The following is a 17,338-nucleotide window of genomic DNA, read 5'->3' as shown; positions in this document are numbered from 1 at the left end:
TTACCGGGCAACCCCGGTCACAGCCAGGCGCCCCGCTACTCCGGGAGCGGGCCGTGGTTGCCCTGGATGTGTTCGAAGACCAGGGTGGTTTCGGTATGGCCCACGACGGGGTCGGTAGCCAGGTTGTCCAGCACCCAGTCCCGAAGGTCTTCGGTGCTGCCGACGGCGATGTGCAGCAGGTAGTCCACCGACCCGGACGTATGGAAGGTGGAGAGGACAGCCGGCAGGTGCGGTACCCGTGCCGTGAAGCGGTCGATCTGGTCGCGGTCGTGGGCGCGGAGCCGCACGGCCACCAGTGCCTGCACAGACCTGCCGATCGCCGACAGGCTCAACTTTGCCTCGTAGCCCTGCACAATGCCCCGCTCAGACAAAGCGCGGGTGCGCATCAGGGCGGTCGACGGGGCTATTCCCACCATCTCGGCGAGTTGCTTGTTGGAGATCCGGGCATCGGCCACCAAGGCTGCCAGGAGCCGTTCGTCAATAGCATCCAGGGGTTCCAGGTGCGCCCCGGGCCTGATGTTCCTGGCATTCGTGCTCACAGCGTTTCCTTCCAACGGGTCCTCTGTTCATCCTAGACCGCAGAAACGCCGTCATCCGCGGTACAGGAGCACGCCCCGCCGAACATTCAGGCTGCCCGGCGGTGCCTTGAAGCCCGTTAATTCGAGTCCGTCCAAGGCCGTCAGGCGGCGGCGGGGTCCGTTCCAGGATGGACGACGGCGACAGTTGCGGCCGTCAGGCACGCCAGGACGATCACGGCTCCCGCCAGGGCGTTCCAGCCCCAGGCCTGGAAAACCAGGCCGCCGGCCCAGCCGAGCAGGCTGGAGCCAAGGTAGTACGCCAGGTTGTACAGCGACGCCGCCTGGGCCCGGCCGGTGCTGGCTATGGCGCCCGTCCAGCCGGAACCGATGCTGTGGGCCGCAAAGAAGCCCCCGGTGAACACCACCAGGCCGGCCAGGATGAGCACCAGGTTCGAGGCCAGGGTCAGGGCGAGTCCGGCCATGGCAAGGGCAAGCCCTGCCAGGAGGACGTTGCGACGCCCGAACCGGGTGGTCATGGTGGCTGCCCAGCGGGAGGAGAACGTCCCGGACAGGTACGCCAGGAAGATCAGGCTGATAACGGTGGCCGGGAGTCCAAAGGGGGCGCCCGACAACCGGAAACCGAGATAGTTGTAGACGGCCACGAAACCACCCATCATCAGGAAGGCCTGCGCATAGATGGCCAGCAAGCGGACATTGCGCAGATGGCCGCCGAGCATCCGCAGGGCTCCGCGGAGTCCGGCCACCTTCGCGGGCACGAAGCCCTGCGCCCTGGGAACGAGGACCAAGAACGCGACGGCGGCGGCTGTCGCGAGCAGGGAAACGGCCAGGGCCGCGGCCCGCCATCCCCAGAGCTCGCCGACCGGGCCCGCCACCAGCCGGCCGGACAAGCCGCCCAAGGTGGTCCCGGCTACATAGCTTCCTGCCGCGAGCGCCGCGTGGACTTTGCTGACCTCCTCGTTGAGATAGGCGATGGCAATCGCGGGGATGCCGCCCAAGGCCATTCCTTCCAGCAGTCGCAGGGCCAGAAGCATCGCGAACCCGGATGACAACGGCACCAGCAGTCCCAGGACGGTGGCCGTGGAAATGCCCCACATCATGGCTTTGACCCGGCCGATCCTGTCCGCCAGGAAAGACCAGGGAATGACGGTGGCTGCCAGGCCAACGGTGGCCAGCGAGATGGTGAGCGCGGCTTCGGCGGCGGTGACCTGCAGGTCGGATGCCAGCAGCGGGAGGACGGCCTGCGTGGAGTAGAGCTGCGCGAACGTCGCCACACCCGCGCAGGACAGTCCGGCGAGGATGCGCCCGTAGGCCTTGGATCCCTTGGCGTGGCCGGTCCAGCGTGGGGGAGCGGCAACGCCGCCGCGCTGAGTCTTTGGCATCCCGCCAGCGTAGTCCCGCCCCAACTGATGCATCCAATGCATGTTTTATGTCAAACTCATAGCAAAACCGAATTTGCCGACCAGATGCGCCGCCCCGCTGGCCGCTCGGAAGACAGGCGTTCCCCGGCGGGCAAGGAAGGAAGCGGAAGTGGAACCGGACCGCAAGCAACTGGCGCAGCTCCTGCCGCTTCTTCCGGTCCTGGCTGAACTCGGCCGGACCGAGCACGTCACGGAAACCGCCGAGCTTCTGGGCGTACCCCAGTCAACGGTGAGCCGGGCGCTGGCCCGGGCAAGTGCCGCCGTCGGCACCGAGCTCCTGGTGAGGGACGGACGCGGCGTCCGCCTCACCCCTGCCGCGCGCACGCTCCTGCCCTACATCGAGCAGGCGCTCGCGGAGTTCCAGGCCGGATTGGATCTGGTGCGCAATGAGTCCGAGGTGGTCCGCGGGACGGTTTCCGTGTCCTTCCAGCACACCTTCGGCGAGGCCACGCTGCCCCTGCTGATCAGCACCTTCCGCGCCCGGCATCCCGGGACCGGGTTCCGGCTGAGCCAAGGCGCAAGGGACTCCTGCATTGAGGAACTGGCAGCAGGGGAAGCCGACCTTGCCCTCACGGCTCCGGTTGCCGCCCCCGGACGCACTCTCGATTCGGCGGCGCTGTACCGTGAGCCGCTCCGGCTGGTGGTCCACCATGCCCACCCGCTGGCGCGGCAGCGGACGGCCCGGCTGGCCGACATCAGGACCGAGCCATTCGTAGCGCTCGGCCCAGGCTATGGTCTGCGCTCCCTGACGGACGCCCTGTTCCGGGACGCCGGGTTCCGGCCGCGCATCGCCTTCGAAAGCCAGGACTCCCACACAGTCCGCGGGCTCGTCTCAGCCGGGCTCGGCGTCGGCATCCTGCCACCCGCCGCAGGGGCACCGGGCTGGACCGGCCGCCCCAAAACCGGAGACCTCGGTTGGGTGGAAGTACCGCTGGATTCCCGGCTGGCCTTCCGGGAGGTCGGCGTCAGCTGGCGGCGCAGGAAACCCGGCGCCGAGCCTGCGCCGGCACGCTTGTTCCGCGAACTGGTGGTGGCCGAAGGCCCGGGCCTGGTGGCCGGCCTGGCCACCCGGGCAAGTACCCTTGTGACGTGACGAACACCCAGAAAACCCCCACCACCCACGCCGGGCCCGCTGACAATCCCGCCAATCCCCTGCACGGCATCACGATCGGGCTGGACATCGGCGGCACCAAGACGCATGGCGTCCGCTTCGAGGACGGCATCCCCGTCGCCGACGAGTCCGCCGGAAGCTCCAACGTCCAGAACGTCACCCGGGATGAGGCAGCCCGCAACCTGGCGGACCTCTTCGCCCGGATCGGAGCCGGCCCCGTGGCACGGGTGTACGCCGGATCCGGTGGCATCGACACCGACCAGGACGCCGCCGCCCTTGCCGGCCTGATCCAGCCCCTCGTCCCGGGGGCCACCGTCACCGTTGTGCACGACTCGCGCCTCCTGCTCGCCGCCGGGCGGGCCGGAACAGGAGTGGCGGTCATTGCGGGCACCGGCTCGGCCGCCTGGGGACGCAATGCCGACGGCGGCGAGGCCAGGGCAGGCGGTTGGGGCTACCTTCTCGGGGACGAAGGCAGCGGTTATTGGCTGGGCAGGGAAGCGGTGCGGCACAGCCTGCGCCGGATGAACCAAGGACTGCCGATCGATCAACTCACTTCCGCCCTGCTCAAGAGCTGCGGACTGGACCACCCGAACAAGCTCATAGCGCTGTTCCACTCACCCGAAACCGGGAGGCGGTTCTGGGCGCAGCAGGCCAGGCACGTCGTGGAGGCAGCAGCAGAAGGACACGGGGACAGCGCAGCCCTGCTGGAACAGGCCGGCAAGGACCTTGCCGCGCTGGCCGGCCAGGTGCTGACACAGTTGGGACTCCACGGTCCGGTGATCCTTGGCGGCGGCCTGGGCATGAACGTAGTGCCCCTGCAGGAGTTCTTCCGCCGGAATTTGGCCGACGCCGGAGTCACGGACGTCAGGGTCCTGGACCAGGAACCTGTCTTCGGTGTGCTGGAGCTGGTGGCCCGGCCCGCCTAGTCCACGGTGCGTTTCCGGGGCGTCAGCCGGACCCCCGGAAGGGGCGGGGCCGGGATGCGGCCGGCTTCGGCCCCGGCATCCGGCCCGTGTCCGTGCACCAGGCCGTAGCGGGCGCCGGCGGCCATGGCGTCCGGAAGTGTTGCCTGGGCCTCCCAGTCCCCGCGGGCCTGTTCCACTTCCTCGTGCGTGCGGCCCACGAAGTTCCACCACATCAACAGTTCCTCGCCGAAAGGCTCACCGCCGATCAGCAGGAATCGGGTGCCCGGGCGTGCCTGGACCTTCAGTTCGCTCCGCCCGGCGCCCAGGTAGCCCAGCGGCCCCGCATGCAGATCCTGCCCGTCCACCGCCAGGCCGCCGTCGAGCACCAGGACACCGTGCTCAAAGTCCGGGTTCAGCGGCAGAACCGCGTCCCCCTCACAGGCAACGTCTGCGCCCACAATCGGCGAGTACATCGTGGCGGGAGACACCACGCCGCCAAACTCACCCACCATGACCGTGGCTGAGAACCCGCGGCCATCCGCCACCGGCAACTCCCGGTGTTGTTCGAAGGCAGGCGCCCGGTGCCGGTGGGCATCGGGAAGCGCAACCCAAAGCTGCAGGCCCCGCTGCAGCGGCAACCCGCCGCCGTCGGCAGGAAGCACTGCGAACTCGGAGTGCGACACCCCGTGCCCGGCAGTCATGATGTTCAGCTCTCCAGGCCGAACAACCACGTCACTGCCCACGCTGTCCCGGTGCCGGATATGTCCTGCCAAGGGCCACGTCACGGTCTGCAGCCCGATGTGGGGATGGGGAAGGACCGACATCGCTGTCCGGTCCGGACCAAAACTGTCCAGGAAGCACCATGCCCCGATCGTCGGCAACCCGCGCTGCGGCAATGTGCGTTTGACGTTCATGGCGCGCACCCCGCCCAGCGGCACCTCGCGCTCCGGCCATAACTGCAGGCAGGGTCCGGATCTCCCTTCCGCCGGGGCCGGGGGACAGATTTCCTGCTGGGGTGAAACTTCCAAATTGGTCACGCCTCCACTTTAGGCGGGCCCCGGCCGGCCGGACATGCTCTTTCCCGCCCGGATACCCATCCGCCCCCGCCGCGGCACCGAATGGTCACAGTAGGGATTCCTTTGTGGGGTTTGGGGCCAGATCTGGTGAACCCGGCCCCTGATTGGGTTACCGTAACTATCAGCGTGCTGATGGCAAAGTCGCGGTGCTGGGATCAGCCCGTCCGAGAGAACAGGTAAGTCCGCACCATGGACCAGGCGATGATCGAGTTCCAGAGCGTCACCAAGCAGTACCCCGGCGGCCAGCCAGCCGTGGACGGGTTGTCCATGTCCATCGCCAAGGGCACCATTACCGTCTTTGTCGGTCCTTCCGGTTGCGGCAAAACGACGTCGCTCCGGATGATCAACCGCATGGTGGAACCAACGTCGGGAACCATCACGGTGGACGGCAAGGACGTCACCTCCGTCCCGGCCGCGGAACTGCGCCGCTCCATGGGCTACGTCATGCAGTCGGCGGGGCTGCTGCCGCACCGGTCGGTTCTGGACAACATCGCCACCGTGCCCCGGCTGAACGGTGTCTCAAAGGCTGACGCCCGCAAACGCGCCTCGGAACTCCTGGACGTTGTGGGCCTGGCGTCGTCCCTCGGCAAGCGCTACCCCTCCCAGCTCTCCGGCGGCCAGCAGCAGCGCGTCGGCGTGGCCCGCGCCCTGGCAGCAGACCCGCCGGTGCTGCTCATGGACGAGCCGTTCAGTGCAGTGGACCCCGTGGTCCGTGACGAACTCCAGCAGGAACTGCTGCGCCTGCAAAAAGACCTTGCCAAAACCATCGTCTTTGTCACCCACGATATTGACGAGGCCACCATCCTCGGGGACAGGGTGGCCGTCTTCGCCACCGGCGGCAAACTGGCCCAATACGCCACGCCGGAGGAGATCCTGCGGGCGCCCGCCAACAATTTCGTCGCCTCCTTCGTGGGGCGTGACCGCGGCTTCCGCCACCTTGGGTTCACCCCGTCCGACGGCGTGGTCCTGCACCCCGTACCTACGATTATCCGGGGCGCCCAAGGAAACGTGTCGGACCACGGTGCGGCCGGTGGCTGGCAGTTGGTGGTCGATGCTGACAAGCGGCCCTTGGGCTGGTCGGCGCCCGGCACCGAAACTGAACTTGTTCCCGGCGGGTCGCTGTTCCGCCCCGGCGAGAGCCTGCGGCGGGCCCTGGACGCGGCCCTGTCATCGCCGTCGGGCCTTGGTGTTGCCGTGGATCCCGACGGCCGGGTGCTGGGGGTAGTCCGCGGCGGCGAGGTCCTGGCACTGATCGAGGAAGCGCGGCAGCTGCGGCAGGCGGCACTCTGATGGAGTGGTTCCTGGCCAACAGCGGCATGGTCTTCGAACGCGGCGGCCAGCACCTGGTCCTGGCGCTCGTTCCCATGGTCCTGGGCCTGGTGATTTCCATCCCGCTCGCCCAGCTGGCCCGGCAGAGCGGTGCGCTGCGCTCCGTGGTGCTGACGGCGTCGTCCCTGCTGTACACCATTCCCTCGCTGGCACTGTTCATCATCCTCCCCACCGTCCTGGGCACCCGCATTCTGGACCCCGTCAATGTGGTGGTGGCGCTCACCATCTACGCTGTGGCGCTCCTGGTCCGCGCGGCGCTCGACGCGTTCGACTCCGTGGATGCCGAAGTCAGCCAGGCCGCCCAAGCCATGGGGTTTAAACCGCTCGCACGCTTCCTGAAGGTCGACCTGCCGCTCTCCCTTCCGGTGATGTTCGCCGGGTTGCGCGTAGTGTCGGTCAGCAACATCTCCCTGGTCAGCGTTGCCGCCCTGCTGGGGGTTGGCAACCTGGGCATGCTCTTCACTGACGGTCTCCAGCGGGACTTCGTCACCGAGGTGGTAGTGGGGATCATCGCCATCCTGGTCCTGGCGCTGGTCATGGACGCCCTCCTCGTCCTGCTGGAACGTATCCTCACGCCCTGGGAACGGACGGGTAAACGGCGCGGAGGCGGGGACGGCGCCGGCCGCACGGGGGCCTCCGCCGCCACGGGGCCCCTCGCCGCAAGCGGGACGGGAGGGGGAGCATGAGCAACGTCATCTCGGACACCGTTGCGTGGCTCGCCGATCCGATGCACTGGTCCGGAAGCATGGGCATCCCCACCCGCGTGGTCGAGCACCTGCAGTACACCGGGCTGGTCATGCTGATCGCCACCGCCATAGCGGTCCCGGTTGGATTGTTCGTTGGCCATACCGGGAGGGGGAGGGTGGCTGTGGTTGCCCTGGCCGGTGCGCTGCGGGCCCTGCCCACCCTGGGCCTGCTGATCCTGTTCGTGCTGCTGGCCGGTATCGGGCTGATGCCCCCGATCTGGGCCTTGGTGATCCTTACCGTCCCACCGCTCCTGGCCGGGACGTACGCCGGTATCTCCAGCGTGGACCGCAACGTGGTGGACGCCGCAAGGGCCATGGGCATGACGGAATTGCAGGTCCTGTTCCGGGCCGAGTTGCCCAATGCCCTCACGGTCATGTTCGGCGGCTTCCGGACCGGCGTGCTGCAGGTGATCGCCACGGTTTCCGTGGTTGCCTACATCAACCTGGGTGGCCTGGGCCGCTATCTCTTCGACGGCCTGGTCCTGAGCGACTTTCCCCAGATGCTGGGCGGGTCCCTGCTTATCGCTGTCCTGGCCATCGCCGTGGACCTGGTCCTGTCCCTATTCCAGAGGCTGTTCCTGGCAACAGGCACCTCGAAGCAGTCCCACCGCAGCCAGGAGGCTGCGGTTGATCTCACAGACCCCGTGGTTGCGGAGACTGTTGTACAAGGAGGTAAGTCATGAAAGATAGCCGTCCCCCACGCCTCGGCAGGCGGGCCTTCGGCGGCCTGGCCGCCGGGCTTGGCCTGGCAGTGGCGTTGTCCGCCTGCGGTGGTTCGTCCAATCCGCTGAGCAACGCGCCGGCATCCAGCGGCGGTGCCTCCGGCGGGGCAACGTCCCTGGTGGTTGGTTCCGCTGATTTCCCGGAGAGCCAAATCATCGCCGAACTGTATGCCGGCGCCCTGAACGCCAACGGAATCACCGCCACCACCAAGCCGAACATCGGCTCCCGCGAGGTCTACTTCAAGGCCGTCCAGGATGGTTCCGTGGACGTGGTGCCGGACTACAGCGGCAACCTGCTGCTCTACGTCAACAAGGAAGCCACCGAGGTTTCCGCCGGCGACATTGCCAAGGCACTGCCGGGCAAGCTCCCGGACGGCCTGGCCGTGCTCGACGCCTCCAAGGCCGAGGACAAGGACGCCATGGTTGTCACCAAGGCAACCGCGGAGAAGTACCAGCTGAAGTCCATCGAAGACCTCGCCAAGGTCTGCAGCGACATCGTGGTGGGCGCTCCGGCCACGTTCGGTGAGCGCGCGTACGGCCTGCCGGGCCTGAAGAAGAACTACAACTGCGTGCCCAAGAAGCTGGAGCCCTTCAGCGACGGCGGCGGCCCGGTGACGCTCAAGGCGCTCCTTGAGGACCAGGTGCAGGTGGCGGATATCTACACCACCACGCCGTCGATCGCCGACAACGACCTGGTGGTGCTGGAGGACCCGAAGAACAACTTCATCGCCCAGCAGGTCCTGCCGCTGTACAACAAGGCGAAGATGACGGACAAGGCCAAGCAGGCCCTGAACTCCGTATCCAGCATCCTCACCACCGATGACCTCATCAACCTCAACCGGGCTGTCAGCGGCAGCCAGAAGCAGGACGCCAAGACGGCCGCAGCCGCCTGGCTCAAAGACAAGGGCATCGTCAAGTAACAGCCCGCCTTCCCCGCCCACAGGGGCGGAGCAGCAGGTGATCACGACGGCGGCTGCCGGACTTCCAAAGGTCCGGCAGCCGCCGTCGCGCGTGTGGCGGAGGTCTCAACGGTGATGCATCCTTCCTGTGGCATATTTGAGGGATGGCAGAATTCAGGCAGTCCACGAAGCTCAACAACGTCCTCTATGACATCCGTGGACCGATCCTGCAGGCCGCCCAGCAGATGGAAGCGGAAGGCCACAGAATCCTCAAGCTGAACATCGGCAACCCCGCGCCGTTCGGATTCGAGGCGCCCGACGCCATCCTCGTGGACATGATCCGCCACCTGCCCCACGCCCAGGGCTACAGTGACTCCCGCGGCATCTTTTCCGCACGCACCGCCGTCTCGCAGTACTACCAGACCCGAGGGATCCAGAACATCCACGTAGACGACATCTACCTGGGTAATGGCGTCAGCGAGCTCATCACCATGTCCCTGATGGCGTTGCTCGATTCCGGCGACGAGGTCCTCATTCCCACGCCGGACTACCCGCTATGGACCGCCTCCGTGGCGCTCGCCGGTGGCAAACCGGTCCACTACCTGTGCGATGAGGAGTCCGGCTGGCAGCCGGACCTTGAGGACATGGAAGCGAAGATCACGCCCCGCACCAAGGGAATCGTGGTCATCAACCCCAACAACCCCACCGGCGCCGTCTACCCCGATGCCACGCTCAAGCGCATCGTGGAGCTCGCCGAGAAGCACGGGCTGGTGGTCTTTGCCGATGAGATCTACGAGAAGATCCTGTACGAAGACGCCGTCCATGTGAATCTCGCCAAGCTCACCGGCGACGACGTCCTGTGCCTGACGTTCAGCGGCCTGTCCAAGGCGTACCGGGTGTGCGGCTACCGGGCCGGGTGGATGGCGATCTCCGGGCCCAAGAAGGAAGCCGCCGACTACCTGGAGGGCATCAACCTGCTGGCCAACATGCGCCTCTGCGCCAACGTCCCGGCCCAGCACGCCATCCAGACGGCACTCGGCGGCTACCAGAGCATCAACGACCTCATCCTTCCGGGCGGCCGCCTGCTGGAACAGCGCAACAAGGCCTACGACATGCTGAACGCGATTCCAGGTGTCAGCACGCAGCAGGCACGGGGCGCCCTGTACCTTTTTCCGCGCCTTGACCCGGAGGTCTACCACATCAGGGATGACGAGAAGTTTGTCCTCGACCTCCTGAGGGAACAGAAGATCCTGGTGTCCCATGGCCGGGCATTCAACTGGGTGCGGCCGGACCACTTCCGCATGGTCACGCTGCCGAACGTGAAGGACATCGAGGAAGCCATCGGCCGGATGGGGGACTTCCTAAGCCGGTACCAGGGGAACTAGCCTGTGGTCACGGGCGCGCCGCGTCCATGACCCTCCCAGGGAAGGACCCCCGTGGCCAGCATTGTCGGTTTCGACCAGCACCCCTCTGACACCCTGCGCGTTGGCAAGGGATTTTCCCTGGCCGCGGTGGACCCCGACGCCACTCCGGGCTACAGCGGCAACAAAGCTGACGGCGAAGCGCTGCTGGCTGACCTGGACGGGAAGCTCACGGAGATGCAGGAGAAGCTGTTCGCGGAGTCACGGTTCGGCGGGAGGAAGCGGATCCTGCTGGTCCTGCAGGCGATGGATACCGCTGGCAAGGGCGGCATCGTCAACCACGTCATGGCCACCATGGACCCCCAAGGCGTCCAGTTCAAGGCATTCAAGGCCCCCTCCGAGCAGGAGAAGTCCTACGATTTCCTTTGGCGCATCGAGAAGGAGGTGCCGGCGGCCGGGATGGTGGGGATTTTCGACCGCTCCCATTACGAGGACGTCCTCATCCACCGGGTCCACAATTGGGCCACGCCGGAAGAGATCACCCGTCGCTACCGGGCCATCAACGAATTCGAGGGACGCCAGGCAGACGCCGGCACCAGGATCGTCAAAGTGATGCTCAACATCAGCAAGGATGAGCAGAAGTCCCGGCTGTTGGCCCGCTTGGACAATCCCGCCAAGCACTGGAAATACAGCAGCGGTGACTTGAAGGAACGGGCCTTCTGGGACGACTACATGGCGGCGTACCAGGCTGCTTTTGACGCAACCAGCACGGCTGCGGCCCCCTGGTACGTGGTTCCGGCCAACAAGAAGTGGTACGCCCGGATCGCCGTGCAGCAGTTGGTGATGTCGGCACTGTCCGATCTTCGCCTGGAGTGGCCCAAAGCAGAGTTCGACGTGGATATCGAACGGGAGCTCGTGGCCCGGTCCTGACCGGCGGCTGCGGCGGCTTAGAGCGGCTGGTCGCGTGCGGCTGCCAACCTCTTCCGTGCGCCCTCCAGCCAGTCCTCGCAACGTGCGGCCAGCGCCTCCCCGCGCTCCCACAATGCCAAGGATTCTTCCAGGCTTGCCCCGCCTGCTTCCAGCCTGCCCACCACCGCGATGAGCTGCTCCCGGGCTTCTTCGTAGCTCAGCCCCGCGACGTCCGACTCCCGTTTTTGTTCGGTCATGCCTTCTCTTCCAATCCTTGCTGGTGGTCTGGTTTGCCTGGTTGCAGCACCCCGGTGGACGTGGCGCCAAATCGGCCCTCGGCCACCCGGATCGACAAAGCGGACCCTGCCGGCGCCTCAGCAGGGCGGCGGACGACGGCGTGGCCGGACGCCGCAATCCGGGCGCTCTGGTCACCTGCCAGTTCGACGACGGCGTACCCCCGGTCGAGCGTCTTCTGCGGTGACAGCGCGCGTACCTGGGCCTTCAGGTGCTCCAGCTGGTCGGCCGCCCGCACCACCGTGGAATTCACGGCCGCCGAGGAGCGCCGCAGCAGCCGCTCTATTTCCTCGGCGCGGACGGAAACCATACCCTCGGGTGCTGCCATCACGGGCCGCGAGTGGAGCGAGGCCAGGCGGTCCGACTCGCGGTCCACCAGCCGTTCCATGCAGCGCCGCAGCTGTTCCCGCGCCTGGCGGACGCCTGCCAGTTCTTCGGAGACTTCCGGAACGATCCGCTTGGCAGCATCCGTAGGTGTGGAGGCCCGAAGATCGGCAACGTAGTCCAACAACGGACGGTCCGCCTCATGCCCGATGGCACTGACCACGGGGGTGGCCGCGGCAGCCACTGCCCGGACCAGGTCCTCGCTGTTGAACGGCAGGAGGTCCTCCAGGGCGCCACCGCCCCGGGCAATGACAATGACGTCAACTTCCGGCAACCCATCCAGTTCACGGAGTGCCCGGACCACCTGGGACACCGCGGTGTTGCCCTGCACCGCTACTTCACGGATCTCGAACTCCACGGCCGGCCACCGTAATGCCGCGTTGCGCAGGATGTCCTTCTTCGCGTCCGAGTCGCGGCCGGTGATCAGGCCGATGCGGTGCGGCAGCAACGGCAGGGGCTTCTTCCTCGAATCGGCGAACAGGCCCTCCGCGGCCAGCGCCTGGCGCAGCCGTTCGATCCTGGCCAGAAGGTCGCCCAGGCCGACGGGACGGATGTCCCGCACCAGCATGTTCAACCGGCCGGTCTTCATCCAGAACTCGGGTTTCAGCAGCGCAACCACCCGTGAGCCCCGCTCGAGCGGAAGGTTCTGCCGCTCCAGCACTTTCGTCCAGACGGACGCGGGCAGCGATACTTCCGCATCAACGTCGCGAAGGGTGATGTACGCGTTGGTGCCGCGGCGGTTCAGTTCGATGACCTGGCCTTCCACCCATGCCGACGGAGTGCGGTCGATGTGCGCCTTCAGCTTCTGCGACAACAGCTGGAGGGGCCACGGATTGTCCGGGCTGGTTTCCGCTGCGGTGGCCGGCAAAGTGGTGGGTGCGGCACCCGGAAGGGATGCCTGGTCAGACATGCGGACGCCGGTGCGGGGCTGGTGCTGCGGGCATGGGGTCCTTCAACTGTTGTGGGCGGTCAATCAACCTTATCCATAAGGTCTAGCACCCGGGGCTGACAGGACGGCCAGGCGGCCTGCCTAGGATGGAGTGAGGCCCCCAACCCCGAAGGACCTGCCGTGCGCACTTTCATTTCCGCCCTCGCCACCGTGCTGGGCATCCTCCTGGCATCCGTCGCCGTCCCCGCCATGTGGGTGGACCGGAACATCATCCAGGAAGACGGATTCGTCCGGCTTGCGGCGCCGCTGGGCAAGAACGCGGACTTCCAGAAGAAACTCGCTGCCGCGGCCGTGGGAACGGTCGATACGGGTTCGGTTCCCAGCGCCCTGTCCGGGCTGGTCGATTCGGTCCTGGAGAAGGCCGCGGAGTCCCTGACCCAGCTTCCCGGCTACCCCGCAGCGTGGGAGGAGACCCTTCGCAGGAGCCACCGCCTGAACTTCGCAGGCCCGGCGGGGGAGGCCGGCAACGTTCCGGCGTCGTCGCTGACCCTTGACGTAGCCCCGCTGGTTGCCCTCGGTTCGGAGGAAATCTCCCGCACCACGCGGCTTCCCCTCAACCCGCCGGACCAGGCCCTCATCAACGTCGGCCAACCCGCACAGCGCGAGTGGGCGGAGCGGCTGTCCACCTACGCGCCCATGGGCTACATCGCCGCCATCGGTGCCGGCATTGCGTTCCTGTTGGCACTCGTCGCAGCCCGCCGCCGCTGGACAGTCCTGTTCGGTGCGGGCCTTGGCGGCCTGGCCCTCGCCGGTCTCTGGTCGCTCGGACTGCAGCTGGGATCGGCCCGCGCCGCGACCGCAGACACGGGCAGTTCGGTGGCAAACATGTTCCGCGACGAATTCGTGGGCGTGGCAGCGGCTGACTTCCAGGCGTGGATCGGTGCCACCGCGGTGACTGGCGGGGTCCTGGTGGCAGTGGGAATTGTGACGTTGTTCGCCTCCCGGAAACGGGTGCAGGCCAGCCGGTAGCATGGAGGGATGACCACCTCGGCTGTACCCCTTTCGATGCCAACCGTTCCGCGCCGGCGCCGCTCTCCCCAGGAAGTGGCGGCCGCGGCCCCCGTGAACGGAACCAAGAAGGTGCTGCTGGCCGCTCCGCGTGGCTATTGCGCCGGTGTTGACCGGGCAGTGATCGCCGTCGAGAAGGCCCTGGAGCACTACGGTCCGCCCGTGTATGTCCGCAAGCAGATCGTCCACAATGTCCACGTTGTCAGCTCGCTCGAGGAAAAAGGCGCCATCTTCGTGGACGAAACTGACGAAGTGCCAGAGGGCGCGCTGGTGATCTTCTCGGCCCACGGCGTTTCCCCGGCCGTCGTCGAATCGGCGGAGAGCCGAGGACTGCGCACCATCGATGCCACCTGCCCCCTGGTCACCAAGGTGCACAAGGAAGCCGTCCGCTTCGCCAAGGACGACTTCGACATCCTCCTGATCGGCCATGACGGCCATGAGGAAGTGGAAGGCACCTCCGGTGAAGCGCCGGACCACATCCAGATCATCAATGGGCCCCACGAAGTGGACAAGGTGACCGTCCGCGATCCGGAGAAGGTCATCTGGCTGTCCCAGACCACCCTCAGCGTCGACGAGACCATGGAAACCGTCCGGTTGCTCAAGGACCGGTTCCCCACCCTGCAGGACCCGCCCAGCGATGACATCTGCTATGCCACCACAAACCGGCAGGTGGCCATCAAGAAGATCGCGCCCAAGGCAGACCTGGTGATCGTGGTGGGTTCCGCCAACTCGTCCAACTCCGTCCGGCTGGTCGAGGTGGCGCTGGAATACGGCGCCAAGGCCTCGTACCGGGTGGACTTCGCGAACGAGGTTGACGAAGCCTGGTTCGAAGGCGTTGCCACCGTGGGCGTCACGTCCGGGGCCTCAGTTCCGGAGGTCCTGGTGCAGGACGTCCTGCGGCTGCTGGCCGACTATGGCTACGGCGCGGTGGAAGAAGTGGTCACCGCCGAGGAGGATCTGCTGTTCTCGCTGCCCAAGGAACTCCGTGCAACCCTCAAGGAAGCCGGCGATGTCAGCCGCGCCCTGGGCGGCCGCCGGACCCGCAGCTGACCACCCCCGCCGCCGGGGACCCAGCACAGCAGGCCGACGGCGGCAATCAACAGTGTGAAGGAAGGGCCGGGCAGTTTCAAACAACTGCCAGGCCCTTCCAGCACCCCCAAGGTTCTCAGGCCGCTTCGTCGTCGCCCTGGAGTTCAGGCGCCACCAGCGCGCGCGGGGTTGCTTCCACCAAGGCCGGCGTGACGAGGCCTGAATCTTCCAGGGTGTTGAGTTTCCGGGCCGTGGGCAGGATCCGCGCTTCCAGGGTCCCCACCATGGCGTTGTAGCGATCCACCGACGACTTCAGGGACGAGCCGAGCTTCCCGACGTTCTCACCCAGCGTCCCCATCCGGTCGTACAGCTGCCGCGCGAGCTCGAACAGTTCGCGTGCGCTGTCCGTCAGGACATCCTGGCGCCAGGTGAACGCCACGGACTTCAATACCGCAAGCAGCGTGCTTGGCGAGGCGAGGACCACGTTGCGTGACAATGCATAGTCCAGGAGTCCGGCATCTGCCGTCAGCGCCGCCGCAAGAATCGATTCCGCGGGAATAAAGCAGACCACCAGTTCCGGCGAATTTCCCGGAATGTCCCAGTACTTCTTGGTGCCCAAAGCGTCCACGTGCGCCCTCAACGCTTTGGCGTGCGCTGCCAGCAGTGCCTGGCTGCGGGCATCATTCGCGGACCGCGCCCCGGAGGGCTGGACCGTGCGGGGATCCGCCACACCGAGATCCTGCGCCTCCAAGTAGGACGACAACGGCACCTTGGCGTCCACCACAAGTTGTTTCCCGCCGGGCAGCTGCACCACCAGGTCGGGGCGGACGGAAGAATCGTGGCCCGCACTGTGGGCCTGCTCCACGAAGTCCACGTGGCGGAGCATCCCCGCGGCCTCCACGACCCGCCGAAGCTGTACCTCGCCCCATTGGCCCCTGGCACTGTTTGACCGTAAAGCCGATTCCAGCGCGTGCGTGGAGCGGATCAGCTGCTCGTCGGACAGCCGGGCTTCCTGCAACTGCTGTGCCAGCTGGCCGTACTGTTCCACCCGGTCCCGTTCCAGGAGCGCCACCTGATGCTGGACCGCGGACAGTTTTTCGGCCACCGGGGCCAGGGCACGCAGCACGCTGCCGTCCTGCGTCCGCGCCTCACCGAGCTCACGGTTCTGGGCAGCCAAAAGCCGCCGCTCGGCGTCGGCCGCTGCCAACTGGGCCGTCACCTCCGAAAGCCGGGACGAGACAGCGTCAAAGTCCGCCTCCAGTCCGCGGGAGTTCCTGCGCAGCAGGACGTACATGGCCGCCGCACCGGCCAGTGCACCCAGCAGCAACATCAGAAGGGCCAAAATCAAGGCAAAAGCATCCATGGCTTCACTGTTGCACGGGCCTCTGACAATCACGGCCAGTGACATCCCCGGGTACTGGCGGCAGGGCCCCGGCGGGTAGAATCAATGCTCGTGGCTCTAACTATTGGCATCGTCGGACTGCCCAACGTCGGCAAATCAACCCTTTTCAACGCACTGACCCGCAACCAGGTGCTCGCGGCGAACTACCCGTTCGCCACGATCGAGCCCAACGTCGGCGTCGTCAACCTGCCGGACCCGCGGCTGGAAAAGCTGGCTGCCATCTTCGGCTCCCAGCGCGTGCTTCCCGCCGCCGTGTCCTTCGTCGACATCGCCGGGATCGTCAAGGGCGCCTCGGAGGGCGAAGGGCTGGGAAACCAGTTCCTGGCCAATATCCGCGAGGCCGAGGCGATCGCCCAGGTGGTCCGCGTGTTCGACGATCCCGACGTCATCCACGTCGACGGCAAGGTGGACCCCCGGTCCGACATGGAGACGATCAACACCGAGCTGATCCTCGCTGACCTGCAGACGATTGAAAAGGCCGTCCCGCGGATCGAAAAAGAAGTCAAGATCAAGAAGCGCGAAGCCGCCGAACTGGCCGCCGTGAAGGCCGCCCAGGCGGTGCTGGAACGTGGCGACACGATTTTCTCCTCGATCAAGAGCGACAAGCTGGAGATGGAGCACCTGAAGGAACTCGGCCTGCTGACCGCAAAGCCGTTCATCTACGTCTTCAACTCCGACGAGGGAATCCTCGGAAGCCCCGAGAAGCAGGCCGAGCTGCGCGCCCTGGTGGCCCCGGCCGACTGCATCTTCCTCGACGCCAAGCTTGAGTCCGACCTTGTCGAACTGGACGAGGAAGAAGCCCGCGAGATGCTCGAGATGAACGGCCAGGACGAATCCGGCCTCGACCAGCTCGCCCGTGTTGGCTTCCACACCCTGGGGCTCCAGACGTACCTCACCGCCGGGCCGAAAGAAACCCGCGCCTGGACCATCCGGCAGGGCGATACAGCACCTCAGGCCGCCGGTGTCATCCACTCCGATTTCCAGCGCGGGTTCATCAAGGCCGAGGTGGTGTCCTTCAACGACCTCGTCGAAGCAGGATCCATGGCCGAGGCAAAGTCCCGCGGCAAGGTCCGGATCGAGGGCAAGGAATACGTCATGGCCGACGGCGACGTGGTGGAGTTCCGCTTCAACGTCTAGTCCAGGGGCGCCGGTGCGATGGCCGCTAAGAACGATGGTTCTTGGCGGCCTTCGTTCTTTGGTCTCCGGTTGGCGGGCATCATGCGGCCACCCTCATGCCCGATGGCTGCGAAGCATCCG

Annotated in this window: 17 protein-coding genes; 11 read left to right on the top strand and 6 right to left on the bottom strand. The window is 66.6% G+C overall.

The features are described from left to right. Positions 1–35: 35 nt before the first annotated feature. Together DFO47_RS06185 and DFO47_RS06180 are read right to left on the bottom strand one after the other, a co-directional pair. Positions 36–539: an Lrp/AsnC family transcriptional regulator gene (locus tag DFO47_RS06185; RefSeq protein ID WP_018760349.1), complete on the bottom strand. Its 504-nt coding sequence runs from the start codon at positions 537–539 to the stop codon at positions 36–38. Positions 540–679: 140 nt separating this feature from the next. Continuing rightward, positions 680–1,918 (bottom strand): MFS transporter, encoded by a 1,239-nt coding sequence (locus DFO47_RS06180; protein WP_133831031.1) that lies wholly within the window; start codon positions 1,916–1,918, stop codon positions 680–682. Positions 1,919–2,066: 148 nt separating this feature from the next. On the opposite strand from DFO47_RS06180, the gene DFO47_RS06175 reads away from it, so the two are divergent. Both DFO47_RS06175 and DFO47_RS06170 read left to right on the top strand, forming a co-directional pair. Further along, the gene (locus DFO47_RS06175; RefSeq protein WP_109863701.1) at positions 2,067–3,050 is read left to right on the top strand and encodes a LysR family transcriptional regulator; all 984 of its coding nucleotides are present in this window, start codon (positions 2,067–2,069) and stop codon (positions 3,048–3,050) included. Next, on the top strand, positions 3,047–3,994 hold the full coding sequence (locus DFO47_RS06170) for a BadF/BadG/BcrA/BcrD ATPase family protein (RefSeq protein WP_133831030.1): 948 nt from the start codon (positions 3,047–3,049) through the stop codon (positions 3,992–3,994). Before DFO47_RS06175 ends, DFO47_RS06170 begins: the two co-directional genes overlap by 4 nt. On the opposite strand, the gene DFO47_RS06165 is transcribed toward DFO47_RS06170, so the two are convergent. After that, positions 3,991–5,010 carry a pirin family protein gene (locus DFO47_RS06165; RefSeq protein WP_133831029.1) on the bottom strand — a complete coding sequence of 340 codons (1,020 nt, stop codon included), beginning with the start codon at positions 5,008–5,010 and terminating at the stop codon, positions 3,991–3,993. The genes DFO47_RS06170 and DFO47_RS06165 overlap by 4 nt on opposite strands. Positions 5,011–5,238: 228 nt before the next feature. On the opposite strand from DFO47_RS06165, the gene DFO47_RS06160 reads away from it, so the two are divergent. The 6 genes from DFO47_RS06160 (at position 5,239) to DFO47_RS06135 (ending at position 11,036) form a co-directional block, all read left to right on the top strand. Beyond that, positions 5,239–6,339, top strand: coding sequence for an ATP-binding cassette domain-containing protein (locus tag DFO47_RS06160; protein WP_018760344.1), 1,101 nt, complete (start codon positions 5,239–5,241; stop codon positions 6,337–6,339). Further along, a complete protein-coding gene (locus DFO47_RS06155) occupies positions 6,339–7,064 on the top strand; it encodes an ABC transporter permease (protein WP_133831028.1) in 726 nt (241 codons plus the stop codon). The genes DFO47_RS06160 and DFO47_RS06155 overlap by 1 nt, the downstream gene beginning before the upstream one ends. Further along, positions 7,061–7,807, top strand: a complete 747-nt coding sequence (locus tag DFO47_RS06150; protein WP_018760342.1) for an ABC transporter permease — start codon at positions 7,061–7,063, stop codon at positions 7,805–7,807. Before DFO47_RS06155 ends, DFO47_RS06150 begins: the two co-directional genes overlap by 4 nt. Beyond that, the gene (locus tag DFO47_RS06145) at positions 7,804–8,766 is read left to right on the top strand and encodes an ABC transporter substrate-binding protein (RefSeq protein ID WP_109863705.1); all 963 of its coding nucleotides are present in this window, start codon (positions 7,804–7,806) and stop codon (positions 8,764–8,766) included. The genes DFO47_RS06150 and DFO47_RS06145 overlap by 4 nt, the downstream gene beginning before the upstream one ends. Positions 8,767–8,909: 143 nt before the next feature. Next, positions 8,910–10,130, top strand: coding sequence for a pyridoxal phosphate-dependent aminotransferase (locus tag DFO47_RS06140; RefSeq protein WP_133831027.1), 1,221 nt, complete (start codon positions 8,910–8,912; stop codon positions 10,128–10,130). 51 nt (positions 10,131–10,181) lie between these two features. Further along, a complete protein-coding gene (locus tag DFO47_RS06135) occupies positions 10,182–11,036 on the top strand; it encodes a polyphosphate kinase 2 family protein (RefSeq protein ID WP_109863707.1) in 855 nt (284 codons plus the stop codon). A 17-nt stretch (positions 11,037–11,053) separates the two neighbouring features. Here the strand turns inward: DFO47_RS06135 and DFO47_RS06130 are convergent, their stop codons facing one another. Beyond that, entirely contained in the window at positions 11,054–11,272 is a 219-nt protein-coding gene (locus DFO47_RS06130) for an exodeoxyribonuclease VII small subunit (RefSeq protein ID WP_133831026.1), read from the bottom strand. Further along, a complete protein-coding gene (gene xseA, locus DFO47_RS06125; RefSeq protein WP_109863709.1) occupies positions 11,269–12,603 on the bottom strand; it encodes an exodeoxyribonuclease VII large subunit in 1,335 nt (444 codons plus the stop codon). The genes DFO47_RS06130 and xseA overlap by 4 nt, the downstream gene beginning before the upstream one ends. 159 nt (positions 12,604–12,762) lie before the next feature. On the opposite strand from xseA, the gene DFO47_RS06120 reads away from it, so the two are divergent. Together DFO47_RS06120 and DFO47_RS06115 are read left to right on the top strand one after the other, a co-directional pair. Further along, positions 12,763–13,611, top strand: coding sequence for a hypothetical protein (locus DFO47_RS06120; RefSeq protein WP_109863710.1), 849 nt, complete (start codon positions 12,763–12,765; stop codon positions 13,609–13,611). Between the two features lie 9 nt (positions 13,612–13,620). Further along, a complete protein-coding gene (locus DFO47_RS06115) occupies positions 13,621–14,700 on the top strand; it encodes a 4-hydroxy-3-methylbut-2-enyl diphosphate reductase (RefSeq protein ID WP_109863711.1) in 1,080 nt (359 codons plus the stop codon). Between the two features lie 115 nt (positions 14,701–14,815). Here DFO47_RS06115 and DFO47_RS06110 read toward each other — a convergent pair whose 3' ends face one another. After that, positions 14,816–16,042, bottom strand: a complete 1,227-nt coding sequence (locus DFO47_RS06110) for a DNA recombination protein RmuC (RefSeq protein WP_109863712.1) — start codon at positions 16,040–16,042, stop codon at positions 14,816–14,818. Between the two features lie 90 nt (positions 16,043–16,132). Here DFO47_RS06110 and ychF point away from each other — a divergent pair, with 90 nt between their 5' ends. Continuing rightward, a complete protein-coding gene (gene ychF / locus DFO47_RS06105) occupies positions 16,133–17,218 on the top strand; it encodes a redox-regulated ATPase YchF (RefSeq protein WP_109863791.1) in 1,086 nt (361 codons plus the stop codon). Positions 17,219–17,338: the final 120 nt, after the last annotated feature.

The sequence above is a fragment of the Arthrobacter sp. AG258 genome (assembly GCF_004364695.1).
Classification (GTDB): Bacteria; Actinomycetota; Actinomycetes; order Actinomycetales; family Micrococcaceae; genus Arthrobacter.
This window is presented reverse-complemented; position numbering and strand designations above follow the sequence as displayed.